Here is a 17,321-nt window from a genome sequence, read left to right on the forward strand (position 1 = left end):
GCCGGCCATAACCGATCTGGCTTTTACTTGCAGCCTGCCGCTTGAAGCTTGCTGCCAGAGGAACGCCTGATGTCCCAGGAACGCCGTTACAGTTTCGAGTTCTTCCCGACCAAGACCGATGCCGGTCACGAAAAGCTGATGGGCGTCGCCCGCCAGCTGGCCGCCTACAACCCGGACTTCTTCTCCTGCACCTACGGTGCCGGTGGCTCGACCCGCGACCGCACGCTGAACACCGTGCTGCAGCTGGAAAGCGAAGTGAAGGTACCCGCCGCACCGCACCTGTCGTGCGTAGGCGACACCAAGGCCGAACTGCGTGCCCTGCTGGCCGAATACAAGGCTGCAGGCATCAAGCGCATCGTCGCCCTGCGTGGTGACCTGCCATCGGGCATGGGCATGGCCAGTGGCGAACTGCGCTACGCCAGCGACCTGGTCGAATTCATTCGCCAGGAAACCGCCGATCACTTCCACCTGGAAGTGGCCGCCTACCCGGAGATGCACCCCCAGGCCCGCAACTTCGAGGCTGACCTGGCCAACTTCGTGCACAAGGTCAAGGCCGGTGCCGACAGCGCCATCACCCAGTACTTCTTCAACGCCGACAGCTACTTCTACTTCGTCGAGCGCGCGCAGAAGCTGGGCGTGGACATCCCGGTGGTACCCGGCATCATGCCGATCACCAACTACAGCAAGCTGGCGCGCTTCTCCGACGCCTGTGGCGCCGAGATCCCGCGCTGGATCCGCAAGCAGCTGGAAGCCTATGCCGACGACACCGCCAGCATCCAGGCATTCGGCGAAGAAGTGATCACCCGCATGTGCGAACAGCTGCTGCAAGGCGGCGCACCGGGCCTGCACTTCTACACCTTGAACCAGGCCGAGCCGAGCTTGGCGATCTGGAACAATCTGAAGCTGCCGCGCTGAAATTTTTTGCAAAATCTGTTTAAGATTTGATTAAGGCTTTGGTCATAGACTAAAGCCTTATTCATTTTCCGGTTACACAGGTCTTGCCTGCCATGCAGCCCCTCCAGCCATCGCGTCCACAGCTCGTCTACCTGGCTTTTGGCCCGGCAACCTACCATCAGGAAGCCTGCTTCAGCATCGTCAGCGCCCTCGCCCATCTGGGCACGGCAGCAGGCGAAGCCATGGACATCCAGGTTTACACCGACAACCCGCAGCCCTATGCCGGCCTGCCGGTCACCGTACACCTGCTGGACGAAGCCACGCGTCAGGCATGGAACGCCCCTCACGGTTATCACTTCCGCAGCAAGCATGTGCTGTTGCGTCAGGTGCTGCAGCAACACCCGCTGGCAGTGCTGATCGACACCGACACCTTCTTCCGCAAGTCGCCGCTGGAGCTGTTCGCCCGAGTGGCCCCAGGCCGCCTGCTGTGCAATGCCATCGGTGCGCGCTACGGCAGCAACCAGAAGTGCCTGCTGTACAAGAACCTGCTGGCCATACTCGAGTCCAGGGGCCTGGCCGATTGCCAGATGCCACTGCTCAACTCCGGGGTCATCGGCCTCACCGCAGAGGACGCCGGCACCCTGGACCGTTCCATCGCCATGATGGACGAGTTCCACCCCCTGGCTCGCGAGGCTTATACCCTTGAGGAGTTCTGCCTGGCAGTGGCGGCCTACCGCACGCTGGAACTGGCCGAATGCACAGATGTCATCCACCACTACTGGAGCCGAAAGGCGCAGTTCCGCGCCAAGATCCAGGCCTGGCTGCGCAAGCACGGCCATGACCCGCTGAGCCACGCGGCGCTGGCCGATGTGTCCCTGGTCAATGACCAGCTGCCACGGCCGCCGACCCTGCAACGCCTGGGTTACAAGGCGCTGAGCATGACCCTGCCCAGCCATGAGCGCCAGTTCGCCCGCGAGCTGCTGTATGGCTGCTACCCCTACCCCAATGAGTTCGACCGTGCCTGCGCGCCGGCCTGGTGGGACAAGGCCCTGGAAAACCTCAACGCCCGCCATGGCCAGGTGGAGCCCGAGCAACTGCGCCAGTGCCTGCGTCACCCGGGGTTGCGCCTGTCGCTGGGCGAGCGGCGCAAGGATATCGAGGCGCATCTGCTGAGGTCATCCCACACTTGAGTGAACCTGTGCCGGCCTCTTCGCGGGTAAACCCGCTCCCACAGGATCTCTGCTGGCTTGCAGGCTTGTGCTGTACTTGTGGGAGCGGGTTTACCCGCGAAGAGGCCAGCACAGGAGAACATCATCCTCACTGGCCTTGAACAGGCCGAGCGCGTAATCTCCGGCCATGCCACACGTCGCCCGTCTGTTCTGGATCCTGTTGCTCGCCTGCCTGAGCCCGCTGGCCCTGGGCGAGCGCCTGCGCCTGGTGACCGACGACTGGGCACCCTATGCGTACCAGCGCGACGGCCAGCCGCGCGGCATCGACTACGAAGTCACCACCCAGGTGTTCGAACGCCTTGGCGTCGAGGTGGAGTGGGAGTTCCTGCCATGGAAGCGCTGCCTGGCAATGATCGAGCAGGGCTTGGCCGACGGCATCATGGACATCTTCCAGACCGAGTCGCGCCAGCCCTACCTGGTGTACGCCCCCGAACCCATGTCGGAGGTCGAGTTCGTCCTGTTCCAGGCCAGCGCACGTCGCCATGCCGTCAAGGCGCTGGATGACCTTGCCGGCCTCACCGTCGGCACCTCACCCGGCTACGCCTATGGTGCCGCGTTCAACGAGGCCGTACATTTCAGGCGCGAAGCCGCGCCTACCCATGAAGCCAACTTCGGCAAACTGATGCTGGGCCGCATCGACCTGGCAATCACCGACCGCAGGGTCGGACATTACCTGCTGCGGCATCTGGGCCTGCAACAGCAGGTCGAGGAGCTGCCGCTGGTGATAAGCCGCCAGGCGCAGTACCTGGGGCTGGCGCGCAAGCCGGGGCGGGAGGCACTGGCCCAGGCCTTCGCCGCGGAACTGCGGCGCTTCAAGCAGGAACCGGCCTATGCAGCGATCAGCAGCCGCTACACAGGCGATATCGGAAACATTCTCAACGCCGTTGAGCAGCAGGAAAGCAGCACAGCGCGATAGCTCTGTTATACTCGGGCCTTCCCGCCCGGCTCACGCCCGGACGCTCGGCCTCGCAACAGGCATCCCGATCGGCATCGACGCGCCTTCGCGTCCACCCTCCGCTAACCGGATGTGCAGTGAAAGCCCAGCTGGACCGGACGCGATCGCATCCCACCGATGCCCGTCGCGCCAGGCAGAACATCCCAAACGGGCCCAGCCCACACGAGAACAGGATTGCCCATGTCCTTTGCTTCCCTCGGTCTCTCCGAGGCTCTTGTCCGCGCTATCGAGGCTGCGGGCTACACCCAGCCGACCCCCGTGCAACAGCGGGCGATTCCCGCCGTGTTGCAAGGCCGCGACCTGATGGTCGCCGCACAGACAGGTACTGGTAAAACCGGCGGTTTCGCCCTGCCGATCCTCGAGCGCCTGTTCCCGGCCGGCCACCCCGACAAGTCGCAGCGCCATGGCCCGCGCCAACCTCGCGTGCTGGTCCTGACTCCGACCCGCGAACTGGCAGCCCAGGTGCATGACAGCTTCAAGGTCTATGCCCGTGACCTGCCACTGGTCAGCGCCTGCATTTTCGGCGGCGTCGGCATGAACCCGCAGATCCAGGCCATTGCCAAGGGTGTGGACGTGCTGGTCGCCTGCCCGGGCCGCCTGCTCGACCTGGCCGGCCAAGGCAAGGTTGACCTGGCCCACGTGGAAATCCTGGTGCTCGACGAAGCCGACCGCATGCTCGACATGGGCTTCATCCATGACGTCAAGAAGGTCCTCGCCCGCCTGCCGGCCAAGCGCCAGAACCTGTTGTTCTCGGCCACCTTCTCCAAGGACATCACCGACCTCGCCGACAAGCTCCTGCACAACCCGGAGCGTATCGAGGTCACCCCGCCGAACACTACCGTCGAGCGTATCGAGCAGCGCGTCTACCGCCTGCCCGCCAGCCACAAGCGCGCGCTGCTGGCGCACCTGATCACCCAGGGTGCCTGGGAACAGGTACTGGTGTTCACCCGCACCAAGCACGGCGCCAACCGCCTGGCCGAGTACCTGGAAAAGCACGGCCTGACCGCCGCTGCGATCCACGGCAACAAGAGCCAGAACGCCCGCACCAAGGCTCTGGCCGACTTCAAGGCCAACAGCGTGCGCGTGCTGGTCGCCACCGACATCGCCGCCCGTGGACTGGACATCGACCAGTTGCCACACGTGGTCAACTTCGAGTTGCCGAACGTCGAGGAAGACTACGTCCACCGTATCGGCCGTACCGGCCGTGCCGGGCGTTCGGGCGAGGCCATTTCCATGGTCGCGCCGGATGAAGAGAAGCTGCTCAAGAGCATCGAGCGGGTGACCAGGCAGAAGATCCCGGACGGCGACCTGATGGGCTTCGACGCCAGCCAGGTAGAGGCCGAAAAGCCTGAAGTACGCGAACGCCAGCAGAACAACGGCCGTGGTGGCCGCAACCAGCAGGCCCGCGGCGAAGGCGGCAAAGACGCCAACGGCGGCCGCAAGGACAAGGGCAAGGATAAAGGCAAGGCCAAGCAACAGGCTGCTGACAAGTCGGCCGACAAGGAAAAGAGCGGCGACAAGCAACAGCAGCAACGCAAGCCGCGTGACAAGAAGCCGCGCCAGCAGCAACAGCAGGCCAGCAACAGCAACGTGCCGAAAGTGCCTGTCGACCGCGATCCGGAAGAGTTCCTGGACGACGATATCGACAACTTCGGCAACCGTGCCGACTATGTCAGCCCGTACCAGGGCAAGAACCAGGGCCGCAATCGCCGCCCGGGTGGCAGTGCCGGCCAAGGTCAGGGCCAGGGTAATGGCCAGCGCAGCAACGCCGGTGGCCAGGGTCGCAATAGCGGCCAGCCGCGCAGCGGCGGTGGTGGCGGCGAGAAACGTCCGGCCCGCGCCAACAATGGTGGCGGCGCCCGTCGTGATGGTGGTGGCCGTGGTCGCCCGGCCCGTGACGATGCTGCCCGGCAGGAACCGGCCGTGCGCAACCCGCGCCAGCCGGAAAAACAGCCAGTGATCATCCGCAAGGAATCCAAGCTCGACCGTTACCCGACGCCAGAGCAACTGGATGACCTGCCGAGCCGCCCGCGCGGTGAGCGTCCGGCGCTGCTGACCCGCAAGGGCTGACAAAAAGTATGAGGGGGCCGCTTTGCGGCCCTTTCGCGACACAAGGCCGCTCCCACAGGTATTGCGCAGATTTCACTTGCAGCGCAATACCTGTGGGAGCGGCCTTGTGTCGCGAAAGGGCTGCGAAGCAGCCCCCTCGGTACTTCAGCTAAAGCAAATTACTTCTGCTTCACACCTTCAACACTGATATCCAGGTCCAGGGTCTGCGAGGTAGCGCCCGGGCCCTTGATGCCGAAGTCGTTCAGGTTCAGCGTGGTGGTGGCGTTGAAACCAGCGCGCTCGCCGCCCCATGGGTCCTTGCCTTCACCGTTGAAGGTGGCCTTGAAGGTGACCGGCTTGGTCACACCGTGCATGGTCAGGTCGCCAGTCACGTCAGCGGTCTTGTCGCCAGTCGACTTGACGCTGGTGGAGACGAACTTGGCTTCCGGGTACTTCTTCACATCGAGGAAGTCGGCGCTGGAAATGTGCTTGTCACGCTCGGCGTGGTTCGACCACAGGCTGGCGGTTTTCAGGTCGACGTTGATCTTGCTGGCTTCAGGCTTGGCGCTGTCCCAGGTGAAGTTGCCGTCGAAGTCCTTGAAGGTACCGTGAATGAAGCTGTAGCCCAGATGGCTGATCTTCCAGTCAACGAACGCGTGCTGGCCTTCCTTGTCGATCTTGTACTCGGCAGCCATGGCCTGGCCAGCGGAGAGCAGAGCGGTACCGAGCGCCAGAGCGGCAAAAGTCTTTTTCAACATCCTTACTTCCTTCCTATGCAATTGAGGTTGAGAGTCAAGCTTTGCGGCCCAGCATGCGGGTCAGGGTCGCGTCACGGTCGATGAAATGGTGCTTGAGCGCTGCCAAGCCATGCAGCACGGCAAAAATCACCAAGCCCCAGGCCAGCCAGAGATGAATCACGCCAGCCAGGTCTGCCTGGTCGGGCAGGTCGCTGACCAGTGCCGGCACTTCGAACAGGCCGAACACCGGAATGCCGACACCGTCGGCGGTAGAAATCAGGTAACCGGCAATCATTACCGCGAACAGCCCCAGGTACAGGGCCAGGTGGCCCAACTTGGCTGCCAGGCGGGTAAGTGCGCCGTGGTTGGCCGGTGCCGGTGGTGGCGGGCTGATGAAGCGCCAGACCACCCGCAGCAGCATCACCGCCAGCAGCACCAGGCCGATGCTCTTGTGCAGGTCCGGGCCGGCCTTGCGCCAAGGGCTGTAGTAGTCGAGGCCGACCATCCACAGGCCCAGGCCGAACAGGCCGAAGACTGCCAGAGCCACGCCCCAGTGCAGGACGATGCTGACCACGCCGTAGCGAGAAGATGAATTGCGCAGTTGCATGTTGACGTGTTTCCCCGTGAAAGCTGTGCACAGACTAACGCGTAACGCATCGAATAAAAGCGTAAAAAATTGCTTTGGATTATCGAGAAATCCGATATGTATTCTGTAAGCTTCCCATTAAGGAAACATTAACGATAGTTGGGTAATCAGCGGATGCCAGTGCCGGCCCTATCGCCGGCAAGCCAGCTCCCACAGGTATTGCACAGGCCTTCGAACCTATGATGATCCTGTGGGAGCTGGCTTGCCGGCGATAGGGCCAGCAAAGTCAACAAATCAACCCGCTTTGGCCTGGGTATTGGCCACCGGCTTCTTGGCCGGTTCGGACTTGGCAGTTGCCTTCTTGGTCTGGGCTGGCTTGTGCGCCGGTGCATGCTTGCCAGATGCAGCCTTGGTAGCAGCAGGCTTGGCCGCCGCTTCCTTGACCACAGGCGCTGGCGCAACCGGGGCCGGTGCGGCTTGCGGCGCTGGCGCAGGTGCCGGCGCCACTTCCTCGGCCTTGGCAATCGGCTCGGCCTTCACCTCAGGCTTGTCCGCCCCGCCAAACAGGCGCTTGAAGAAGCCCGGCTTGTCCTGCTTGGCCTCATCGACCGGCTTCGGCTCGGCCTTGACCGGGGTCTTGTCAGCCTTGTCGCCCTTGTCGGAAGAACCACCGAACATGTTGGAGAAGAACCCGCCCTTGCTCTCCTTGGCCGCCACGGCGCCTGCAGCTGCTGCCGCCGCCACCGGTGCCGCCTTGGCCGGGTCGAACGACTTGCCGGCCAGCAGGTCCTGCACCTGGCTGGCCGCGCGCTGGCCACTGCGCAGGGCGCCTTCCAGGGTGCCTGGGTAAAGGGCGTCGGTATGCTCACCGGCAAAGGTGATGCGCTGCACCGGGCGCTCCCACAGGCGCCAGTACTTGCTGATCTGGCCCGGACCATAGGCCAGGTAGGCGCCGCCGGTACCGGCGTCGGTGCTGTAGCGCTTGACCTCGTAGCCGGTGAACGAGCCACGGGCCTGTGGGTAGAACGCATGCAGGCGGATCAGCACCTGATCGACCATCTGCTTGTCGCCGAACGCCTGCAGCAGACGGGCGTTGTCGCCCGACAGGTTGATCACCACGTTGGCGCCACCCTTGAGCGCGGGTTCGATCCACAGCATGCCCAAGCCTGCGTTACTGAAGATTTCGCCCGACATGCGCGCGCGGCTTTCCCACACCGGCTTCTTGAACTTGAGCATCAGCTGGTCGCGCCAGCCATAGTTGGTGCCCTTCAACGCCGCCAGGTGCTGGCTGTCCAGGCCCGGGGTCATCTGGATCTTGGCCAGGGCGCGCAGGGGTACGGCCATGACCAGGTAATCCGCCTGATAGCCGACGCTGCCGACCTTGACCGTGACACCGTCCTTGTCCTGGACGATGGAGGTCACAGGCGAACTGGTCTTGATGGTCTTCAGTTGCTTGACGAACGCCTGGGCCAGCACCGGGCTGCCGCCGGGCAGGCGCGCGGCACGCAGGTCACGGTCGCTGACGCCGCGATACACGCGGTTCTGCTGGGCAAAGTACAGCAGCGACAGGCGCGATGGCTCATCGTAGCGGGTACGGATCTGCTGGTTGACCAGCTGACGGGCGGTGGTCGGCAGTTGCAACTTGTCCAGCCAGGTGGAGACGTTGATCTGGTCGAGGGCAAACAGCGTGCTGTTGGCTTGCGGGTTCAGCGGGTCATCGATCGAACGGGCCAGGTCATCGAGGGTTTTCTCGTAACGTTTGAGCGCATCGGCAGTTGCCGGCTGCTTGGTGGCCAGGTCGGTGGCGCTGAAATACTCGCCGTCGATCAGGTAACCGGGAGTACGCACGAACTCCGGTGCTGGCAGTGTTTCAAGTTTGAAACGGTCGAGGTACTGGTTGAGCACCGGCTGCGCCTTGGCGTTGCCGATCCACTCGCTGGTGGCCAGGCCCGAGCGCCCGCCCATGCCCGCCTTGGCTTCCAGCAGCGTCACCTGCCAGCCTTTGTTCTGCAGCTCGTAGGCGGCCGTCAGGCCCGCCAGGCCGCCACCCACGACGATCGCCGAAGGTGTCTTGTCCTTTGCCAGCGCGGCGCCGCTGGACACACCAATCAATACCAACGCGCACAGGCGCACCCAAGCAGCAGCCATGTCGGCGAACTCCGAGTCAGGGGGTTACAGAAACGGGGAGAGGCAGGAATGCCCCGGGAGAGATGCGTTAAGAATACGTCAGGTCCGCCGACCCTGCCAGCGCAGTGACATCAAGTCCTTTTCGCCACTGACATTTTTGCCTGCAGCGATTCCACGCGGTGGCAAGCTCAGCTGGCAACCCGATGAACAGCGGCGGTTGTCCTGCCCTGCGGCATTGCTTAGGCTTACGCGGTCGAACCAAGCCGCAAAGCCAGGAGAAGTGCCCATGGGCCTCAATGATCAGTGGATGCAACGCGACCTAAAGGTCCTGTGGCACCCCTGCACCCAGATGAAAGACCACGAGCAGCTGCCGCTGATCCCGATCAGGCGCGGCGAAGGCGTGTGGCTGGAAGACTTCGAAGGCAAGCGCTACCTGGATGCGGTGAGCAGCTGGTGGGTCAACGTGTTTGGCCACGCCAACCCGCGTATCAACCAGCGCATCAAGGACCAGGTCGACCAGCTGGAGCACGTGATCCTGGCCGGTTTCAGCCACCAGCCGGTGATCGAGCTGTCCGAGCGCCTTGTAGCCATGACCCCCGCCGGCCTCGACCGGGTGTTCTATGCCGACAACGGTTCGTCGTGCATCGAAGTGGCGCTGAAGATGAGCTTCCACTACTGGCAGAACGTCGGCAAGCCGGGCAAGAAGCGCTTCGTCACCCTGACCAACAGCTACCACGGCGAAACCATCGCCGCCATGTCGGTCGGTGATGTGCCGCTGTTTACCGAAACCTACAAGGCGCTGCTGCTCGACACCCTCAAGGTGCCCAGCCCCGACTGCTACCTGCGCCCCGAGGGCACAAGCTGGGAAGAGCACTCGCGCACCATGTTCCAGGCCATGGAACAGACCCTGGCCGAGCACCACGCCTCGATCAGCGCGGTGATCGTCGAACCGCTGATCCAGGGTGCCGGCGGCATGCGCATGTACCACCCGGTGTACCTCAAGCTGCTGCGCGAGGCCTGCGACCGCTACGACGTGCACCTGATCCACGACGAAATCGCCGTGGGCTTCGGCCGCACCGGCACCATGTTCGCCTGTGAACAGGCCGGCATTCGCCCGGACTTCCTGTGCCTGTCCAAGGCCCTGACCGGCGGTTACCTGCCACTGGCTGCCTGCCTGACCACCGACAAGGTGTACCAGGCGTTCTACGACGACTACCCGACCCTGCGCGCGTTCCTCCACTCGCACAGCTACACCGGCAACCCGCTGGCCTGCGCCGCGGCGCTGGCAACCCTGGACATCTTCGAGCAGGACAACGTGATCGAGGCCAACAAGGCCCTGGCCACCCGCATGGCCAGCGCCACCGCGCACCTGGCCGACCACGCGCATGTGGCCGAGATTCGCCAGACCGGCATGGCCCTGGCCATCGAGATGGTCCAGGACAAGGCAGGCAAGGTTGCCTACCCGTGGCAAGAGCGTCGTGGCCTGAAAGTGTTCGAGCATGCCCTGACGCGTGGCGCCCTGCTGCGCCCGCTGGGCAGCGTGGTGTACTTCCTGCCGCCGTATGTGATTACGCCAGAGCAGATCGACTTCCTGGCAGAAGTGGCCAGCGAAGGCATCGACATTGCCACCCGCGATAGCGTCAGCGTGGCCGTACCGGCCAACTTCCACCCCGACTTCCGCGACCCGGGCTAAGCCCGGAGGCCCGCCGCGTACCCTGTGGGAGCGGGTTCACCCGCGAATGCAATAGTGGAGTCACCGCCGCATTCGCGGGTGAACCCGCTCCCACAGGGACCACCTTCTCCCTTTAGCTTGAGCTCAACCATGAGACTGTCCCGCTTTTTCATCGACGCCCCCCTGAGCCTTGGCGAGCATGACCTGCCCGAAGCCCAGGCCCACTATATCGGCCGCGTACTGCGCATGGCCCCCGGCGACGCCGTGCAACTGTTCGACGGCAGTGGCCAGGAATACCGCGGCCAGTTGCTCGAAGTGGGCAAGAAAACCGTGCGCGTCAGCCTGGACCAGGCCCTCGCCGGCCAGGCCGATTCACCACTGCACGTGCACCTCGGCCAAGGCCTGTCCCGTGGCGAGCGCATGGACTGGGCGATCCAGAAAGCCACCGAGCTGGGCGCCAACGAAATCACCCCGATCGTCAGCGAACGCTGCGAAGTGCGGCTGAAGGACGAGCGCGCCGACAAGCGCCTGGCGCACTGGCGCCAGGTGGCGATCAGCGCCTGCGAACAATGCGGCCGCTCGACCTTGCCGGTCATCCACCCGCCAGTGACCCTGGCCGAGTGGCTGAACAGTGCCAAGGCCGACCTGAAACTGGTCCTGCACCCGGTGGCCGAACCACTCACCAGCCATGCCAAGCCGGCCACCCTGGCCTTCCTGATCGGCCCCGAAGGCGGCCTGAGCGAAGCGGAGGTCGACCAGGCCAAGGCTGCCGGTTTCCACGCTGCACGCCTCGGCCCACGCGTGCTGCGCACCGAAACCGCACCGGTGGTGGCACTGTCGGTGGCACAGCAACTGTGGGGCGACTTTTAACTAACGCACGTAGAACGACACCGCCACGAAGTGCATGAGGCTGCCGGCGATCACGAACAGGTGCCAGATGCCATGCCAGTGGCGGAAGCGGCTGTCGAAGGCGAAGAAGATGATGCCGACGGTGTAGAACACCCCGCCTGCGGCCAGCCAGGCAAAGCCGGCGCTGCCGAGCGAGTGCAGCAATGGCTTGACCGCCACCAGCACGATCCAGCCCATCACCGCATAGATGATGATCGACAGGATGCGCGCCTCGGATCGCGGCTTGATCTCCTGCAGCATGCCGATCACCGCCAGCCCCCAGACCACCCCGAACAGGCTCCAGCCCCAGGGTCCGCGCAGGCTGACCAGGCAGAACGGCGTGTAGCTGCCGGCGATCAGCAGGTAGATCGACAGGTGATCGAGCTTGCGCATGATCACCTTCGCCCGCCCGCGAGTGCTGTGGTACAGGGTAGAAATGCTGTACAGCAACAGCAAGGTGCTGCCGTAGATGGAGAAACTGACGATCTTCCACGGGTCGCCCTGCAGGCCCGCGACCACGATCAGCCAGATGGCACCGATACAGGCCAGGACGGCACCGACCAGGTGGGTCCAGGCGTTGAAGCGTTCACCGTAGTACATGCAAACACAGACCTCCTGAGGTGGGCTGGGTTCCTGCGTCCTTCTGTTCCGGCCTCTTCGCGGGTAAACCCGCTCCCACAGGGATCCCACGATACCAGCGGGTGGCGCCCTACCTGTGGGAGCGGGTTTACCCGCGAAGAGGCCCTGTGCCCTGCATCCTAACCAAGCTCAGGTTGCAGTTCCGCGTCACGCACCAGCCGTTCCAGCGCAGCCAGGTCCGGCACCCGTGCCACCTGCTCACCCACCTGCACCGCCGCCAGCTCCAGGCGACCCAGCGCCACGTCCACGTAGTTCAGCTGGCTGTCGAGCTTGCACGAGCGCGGTATGTCCTGCAGCAACAACGCCAAGTAACGCAGGCCGGTATCACCCAGGGCATTGAGCACCACCACGCGGGCCCGCTCGCCGCAGGGTGTCTCACCACCGCACGCGGCTTCGAAGCCGATCAGCGGCAGGCGCTGCTGGCGCCAGTCGATCCAGCCCAGGTGCCAGGCCGGCTCGCCGCGTTGGCACACCAGATTGCGCTGGCCACTCAGTTCGGCCACCGCCACGTTGGGCAACACCAGGGTACGGTCACCCAACGGCAGCAAAAGCCCGGTCAGGCTGCTGCGTTGGCCGGCGATCAGTTCAAGCATGGGTCTGGCTCCAGTGGGCAATGCTCTGCAACAGAACCGACTCCTGGTACGGCTTGCCCAGGTATTCGTTGACGCCGATGGCCATGGCACGGTCGCGGTGCTTCTGCCCGGTGCGCGAGGTGATCATGATGATCGGCAAGTCTTTCAAGCGCTCGTCACGGCGGATGCGTGTGGCCACCTCGAAGCCGTCCATGCGCGGCATCTCGATGTCCAGCAGCAACACATCGGGGCGGTGTTCTTCCAGCAGTGCCATGGCATCAACCCCGTCCTTGGCCGTCAGCACACTCATGCCGTGGCGCTCCAGCAGGCGGCTGGTGACCTTGCGCACGGTCACCGAATCGTCCACCACCATTACCAGCAACGCCCGCCGTGGCGCCGGGCCGAACACCTGGCGCCGGGCCGCACCGCCACCCGGCAGGCGCGCCAGGCGCCGCTGCTGGCCACGCAACTGGCCCAGCAGGTCGAGAATCAGTACCACCCGGCCATCGCCCAGCAGCGTTGCCCCCGACAACCCGGCAACCGCGGCAAACTGCGGCCCCAGGCTCTTCACCACGATCTCGCGGCTGGGCGACAGGCTGTCGGCCTGGATGGCGAACGACTGCTCCTGGGAATGCACCAGCAGCACCGGCAGCGGCACGCTCTGCCCGAGCAATGCCGGGCGCGGCATGCCCTGTAGCAGTTCACCCAGGTAGCGCAGCTCGTATTCGTGGCCGGCGTACACATAACGCGGAGCGTCCAGCTGGTAGCACGCCGCCAGTTCGACCGGCGGCACGCGGACGATGCCCTCGATGGTGTTCAGCGGAATGGCGTACTGCTCTTCGCCCAGGTGCACCATCAGCGCACGGTTGACCGACACGGTGAACGGCAGGCGGATCAGGAAGCGCGCCCCCTTGCCCTGGGCCGACTCGATACTCATCGAGCCCCCCAGTTGCTTGACCTCTTCGTGTACCACGTCCATGCCCAGGCCACGCCCGGAAATCTGGGTGATCTTCTCGGCAGTGGAAAAGCCCGGGCGCAGGATGAACTGGAGGATCTCGTGATCGCTCAACTGCGCCTGCGGGTCCAGCAGGCCGCGCTTGATGGCCTTGCGGCGCACCGCCTCCAGCGGCACGCCGGCACCGTCGTCGGTCATTTCGATGACGATGTCCGCGCCTTCGTGCAGCAGATTCAGGTGAATGGTGCCCTGCTCCGGCTTGCCGGCGGCCAGGCGCATTTCGCGGCTTTCCAGTCCATGGTCGACGGCGTTGCGCAGCATGTGCTCCAGCGGCGCCACCATACGTTCGAGCACGCTGCGGTCCAGTTCGCCCTCGGCATTGCCCACCACCAGCTCCACCTGCTTGCCCAGTTCGCTGGCCACCTGCCGTACCACGCGCTGCAAGCGTGGCACCAGGCGCTCGAAGGGCACCATCAGGGTCGCGGTCAGGCCTTCCTGCAACTGGCTGTTCACCCGCGCCTGCTGCTGCAGCAGGCTGTAGGCCTCCTGGGCGCGCTGTGCCAGGGTTTCCTTGAGGTCGAGCAAGTCCGAGGCAGACTCGAACAGGGCCCGCGACAGCTGCTGCAGTTGCGAGTGGCGGTCCATTTCCAGCGGGTCGAAGTCGTCATAGGCATCGCCTTCGAACTGCTGCCGGCTGGACATCCGCCCTTGGGTCTCGATATCCAGGCGCAGCAACTGGTCGCGCATGCGTTCGAGGGTGGTTTCCATCTCGTTGAGGGTGAACTGCGCATCGTTGACCTGCTGCTCGATGCGCCCACGGATGATCGAGTGCTCACCGGCCAGGTTGCCCAGGTCGTCGAGCAGCTCGGCATCGACCTTCACCATGTCGCCCGGCGCCCGCTCCGGCGCCGCCGCCGGCGCCTCACTGGTCGCGGCCTCGACCGGCCCCTGGCCGGCGGCGCTGTCGGCCAGGGCCGAGAAGCTGAAGTTGCGGATGTAGTCGATCAGCGCAGTGGCGGCATGCAACGGCTGCCCCAGGCGCACGGCATCAAGCATGTGCGCCAGGCGGTCATGGCAGTTCTGCAGCAACGCGAACAGTGGCGCGCTCGGCGGCATACGGCCAGCGGCCAGCAGCTCGTAGAGGAACTCCAGTTCGTGGGCCAGATCGCCGATCGGCGCAATTTCGACCATGCGCGCCACACCCTTGAGGGTGTGCAGGTCGCGCATCAAGTTGTCCACCTCCACACTGTTGCGCGGGTCGGCCTGCCAGCGCGCCAAAGCTGCGGCGGCACTCTCGACGATGTCCGAGCTTTCTTCGAGGAAGACTTCCAGCAGCTCTTCGCCTGGGCTTTCCGGCTCTTCGACCAGCGGCTCGGCCACAGCCGGCAGCAAAGGGTGGTGCGCCGGCCCCAGGCCAAGGGTATCAGCCAGGTCCATGTCCGGGTGCAGCGGCGTGACCGTGTCGATGCCCACCAGGCCGGTAGCCTCCGGTGCCAGGGCCTGGCCCAGCAGGTGGCGCAGGCTGTCGACCAGCTCCGGCCTTGGCGGGATGTCCTGCCCGGCCGCCACTTCGTCGAGCATGTCCAGCAGGGCTTCATGGGCCCGCTGCACGTGGGCGAAGAAGCGCGCATCGGCGGGCAGGCTGCCCTCCTCCACGGCGCCGTACAGGTCGAGCAAGGCCTCGCACACGTCATCCATCTGCCACAGGTCGGCCAAGTGTGCGGCGTGGCCCAGGGTGGTCAGTTCGTCGAGCAGGGTGTCCAGTGCATCGCGCTGGCCGGGCTGTTCCTGCCAGCGCGACAGCAACGACTCGGCATCCAGCAGGATATCCATGGCCTGGGCCAGGAAACTGGCGATCAACTGCGGGTCGCGCTTGCTGCGCCGCGCATGCTGCGGGTCGTCATGCAAGCTGGCCAGGTGCGCGTCCACCGCCTGGCCGACCTGCTCGATCAGCTCCGCGGCACCGGGGATGGCCGCCAGCGGCGTGCTGTCGAGTTGCGCCAGGCCCAGGTGGAACAGCGAGCGAGCAGCTTCCAGCCATTCGATCTCGGCCATTTGCAGGGGCAGTTGGTGGCTCTTGTATTCACGAGCCAGGCGGTCGAAGGCGGTGGCCAGTTCGGCGACCGGCATCACCCCGGCCATGGCGGCACTGCCCTTGAGCGTATGCAGGGCGCGCTGCAGGCCATCGCTGACCTGCGTATCGTGGCCGTCGGCGCCTTGCAGGAAAGCATCCAGGCTGGCCAGGTGGCCCTGCGCCTCGCTGCGGAAGATATCGAGCAATTGCGGGTCGAGGCCGTCGATGTCGGCCGCCACCGGGGCATCGTTTTCGGCCAGGGCATGCAGGTGCCCGGCCAGCTGCTCGATTTCCGTCAGTTGTGGCAGCTGGCCGGCGGCAAAGTCGGCCAGCAGGTCGGGCAGGTAGACGAATGCCTGCTGCAGGGCCACCACGCCTTCCGGGCTGAGCAAGCTGCGGCCCTCGAGTACCCGGTTCAGCAGGTGCTCGGCGCCCCAGGCCAGCTCGGCCACCGCCTCGGCATGCACCATGCGGCCGCTGCCCTTGAGCGTATGCAAGGCGCGGCGCACTTCTCCCAGTGCCTCGCGCTGCTGGTTGTCGGCACGCCAGCGCAGCCAGTGGCGCTCGATTTCCGGCAGCAGCTCACCAGCCTCGTCGAGAAACACTTCACGCAACTCGTCATCGATGCCATCAGCGCTGCCATCGTGACCTGCGGTGGCCTCGACCAGCGAGCAGTGCACACCCAACGTCGCCAGGCTGGCGCGCGCCATGTCGATGAAGGGTTGGCCATCCGCCAATGGGTCCGCCACCCGCCATTGCAGGTAGCATTCGGCGGCGCTCAGGGCTTCGGCCAGGTGGGTCAGCTCATCGGCAGGCGGCTCCACTTCCAGGTGCTGCAGCCAGCGCTGTACATAGCTGGCGCAACCGGCAAACAGCTCGGCCACGGCCGGCAGCATCAACATCGCCAGCGCACCGCGAATCTGCTGCAACAGCCCTGGCAAGGGTTGCAGGCGTTGCCGCGGCCAGCCTGACTCCAGGCAATCGCCGATCAGGTCCTTGGCCTGCTGCAGCACGTTCAGCGACTCGTTCAACACCAGCTGGCGGATTTCGGCCAGGTCCGAGCCCGGCAGGCCGCCCTGGCCGTTTTCCTCCAGCGGGCCGACCATGCCATTGAGTGTGGCCTCCACGTACAGCAGGGCCCCCGCTACATCCATCAACACCGCGTCGTCCACCGCCCGCTCGCCCTGGGCCAGGGCCTGCAACGCCAGCACCTGGTCGATGATCACCCGGCGTGGCTGCTGGAAGCCCAGCACCGCCAGGGTGTCGGCCACGTGGCGCAGCGGTGCCAGCAGGGCATCGAGCTGCTCGCTGTGCTGGCGGTCGCCACGCACGAACTGGTCCAGGCGCTCCTTGATGCGCATCAGGTCGTCGCACAGCGCGGTCACCACCGAGCGCAGGGCATCGCGGCCCGGCCCGGCCTGCAACTGCTCGCGCCAGTTGCCCAGCGACAGGTCAAGGTTGGCCAGGTCGTCGGCACCGGCAAAGCGTTGGGTGGCGCCGCTGATCAGGCTGGCCTGGGCCAACGGCTCCTCGCCACGGCAGGCACGCAGCTGGTTGAGCAGCGGCAGCATCACCAGTGGCAGGTCGTGGCGGGCGCCGCGCAGGCGCTCCAGATACGACGGCAATTGCTCCAGGCCGCGGAACAACGCGCCCAGGCAATCACCGCGGGGGCTGACCTGGCCATCGGCCAGGGCCCTGGCGAACAGCTCCAGTTCTTCAGCCAGGCGCGTGGCGCCGCGCAGTTCGAGCATGCGCAGGCAGCCGTGCACCTGGTGCAGGTTGTCGACCACGAATGCCAGCATCGACAGGTCGCCAGGCTCGCCGGCAAAGCGCTCCAGCGCCTGGCGCGCCTGGCCCAGGCAGTCGAGGATGGCGGCCTTGGTCCAGGCCAGCGCCACTGTGTCGTGGCGATCGGGGCTTACAGCTGCTACAGCCATGGGCACT

12 protein-coding genes are annotated in these 17,321 nt (G+C 65.2%); 6 read left to right on the top strand and 6 right to left on the bottom strand.

The window, feature by feature from the left end:
* Positions 1-69 precede the first annotated feature (69 nt).
* The 4 genes from metF (at position 70) to ABX298_RS08325 (ending at position 5,148) form a co-directional block, all read left to right on the top strand.
* Positions 70-915: a methylenetetrahydrofolate reductase [NAD(P)H] gene (gene metF / locus ABX298_RS08310; protein ID WP_025340893.1), complete on the top strand. Its 846-nt coding sequence runs from the start codon at positions 70-72 to the stop codon at positions 913-915.
* A 92-nt stretch (positions 916-1,007) separates the two neighbouring features.
* Positions 1,008-2,084: a hypothetical protein gene (locus ABX298_RS08315; protein WP_367394290.1), complete on the top strand. Its 1,077-nt coding sequence runs from the start codon at positions 1,008-1,010 to the stop codon at positions 2,082-2,084.
* A gap of 166 nt (positions 2,085-2,250) precedes the next feature.
* Positions 2,251-3,039 (top strand): substrate-binding periplasmic protein, encoded by a 789-nt coding sequence (locus tag ABX298_RS08320; protein ID WP_367394291.1) that lies wholly within the window; start codon positions 2,251-2,253, stop codon positions 3,037-3,039.
* Positions 3,040-3,258: 219 nt separating this feature from the next.
* The gene (locus tag ABX298_RS08325; RefSeq protein WP_075046585.1) at positions 3,259-5,148 is read left to right on the top strand and encodes a DEAD/DEAH box helicase; all 1,890 of its coding nucleotides are present in this window, start codon (positions 3,259-3,261) and stop codon (positions 5,146-5,148) included.
* Positions 5,149-5,306: 158 nt separating this feature from the next.
* Here the strand turns inward: ABX298_RS08325 and ABX298_RS08330 are convergent, their stop codons facing one another.
* From ABX298_RS08330 to ABX298_RS08340, 3 genes are all read right to left on the bottom strand, one after another.
* Positions 5,307-5,885 (bottom strand): YceI family protein, encoded by a 579-nt coding sequence (locus tag ABX298_RS08330; RefSeq protein WP_075046586.1) that lies wholly within the window; start codon positions 5,883-5,885, stop codon positions 5,307-5,309.
* 34 nt (positions 5,886-5,919) lie between these two features.
* Entirely contained in the window at positions 5,920-6,471 is a 552-nt protein-coding gene (locus ABX298_RS08335) for a cytochrome b (protein ID WP_025340898.1), read from the bottom strand.
* 273 nt (positions 6,472-6,744) lie between these two features.
* Complete coding sequence (locus ABX298_RS08340) at positions 6,745-8,598, bottom strand: FAD-dependent oxidoreductase (protein WP_367394292.1); 1,854 nt, start codon at positions 8,596-8,598, stop codon at positions 6,745-6,747.
* A 265-nt stretch (positions 8,599-8,863) separates the two neighbouring features.
* On the opposite strand from ABX298_RS08340, the gene ABX298_RS08345 reads away from it, so the two are divergent.
* The gene (locus ABX298_RS08345; protein WP_025340900.1) at positions 8,864-10,270 is read left to right on the top strand and encodes an adenosylmethionine--8-amino-7-oxononanoate transaminase; all 1,407 of its coding nucleotides are present in this window, start codon (positions 8,864-8,866) and stop codon (positions 10,268-10,270) included.
* A 129-nt stretch (positions 10,271-10,399) separates the two neighbouring features.
* Positions 10,400-11,119 (top strand): 16S rRNA (uracil(1498)-N(3))-methyltransferase, encoded by a 720-nt coding sequence (locus ABX298_RS08350; RefSeq protein ID WP_085691403.1) that lies wholly within the window; start codon positions 10,400-10,402, stop codon positions 11,117-11,119.
* On the opposite strand, the gene ABX298_RS08355 is transcribed toward ABX298_RS08350, so the two are convergent.
* From ABX298_RS08355 to ABX298_RS08365, 3 genes are all read right to left on the bottom strand, one after another.
* On the bottom strand, positions 11,120-11,737 hold the full coding sequence (locus tag ABX298_RS08355; protein ID WP_013974522.1) for a hemolysin III family protein: 618 nt from the start codon (positions 11,735-11,737) through the stop codon (positions 11,120-11,122).
* Between the two features lie 158 nt (positions 11,738-11,895).
* Positions 11,896-12,369 (bottom strand): chemotaxis protein CheW, encoded by a 474-nt coding sequence (locus tag ABX298_RS08360; RefSeq protein ID WP_025340902.1) that lies wholly within the window; start codon positions 12,367-12,369, stop codon positions 11,896-11,898.
* The gene (locus ABX298_RS08365) at positions 12,362-17,314 is read right to left on the bottom strand and encodes an Hpt domain-containing protein (protein ID WP_367394293.1); all 4,953 of its coding nucleotides are present in this window, start codon (positions 17,312-17,314) and stop codon (positions 12,362-12,364) included. The genes ABX298_RS08360 and ABX298_RS08365 overlap by 8 nt, the downstream gene beginning before the upstream one ends.
* Positions 17,315-17,321 lie beyond the last annotated feature (7 nt).

This window comes from Pseudomonas sp. X4, assembly GCF_040784925.1.
Taxonomy (GTDB): Bacteria; Pseudomonadota; Gammaproteobacteria; order Pseudomonadales; family Pseudomonadaceae; genus Aquipseudomonas; species Aquipseudomonas putida_Z.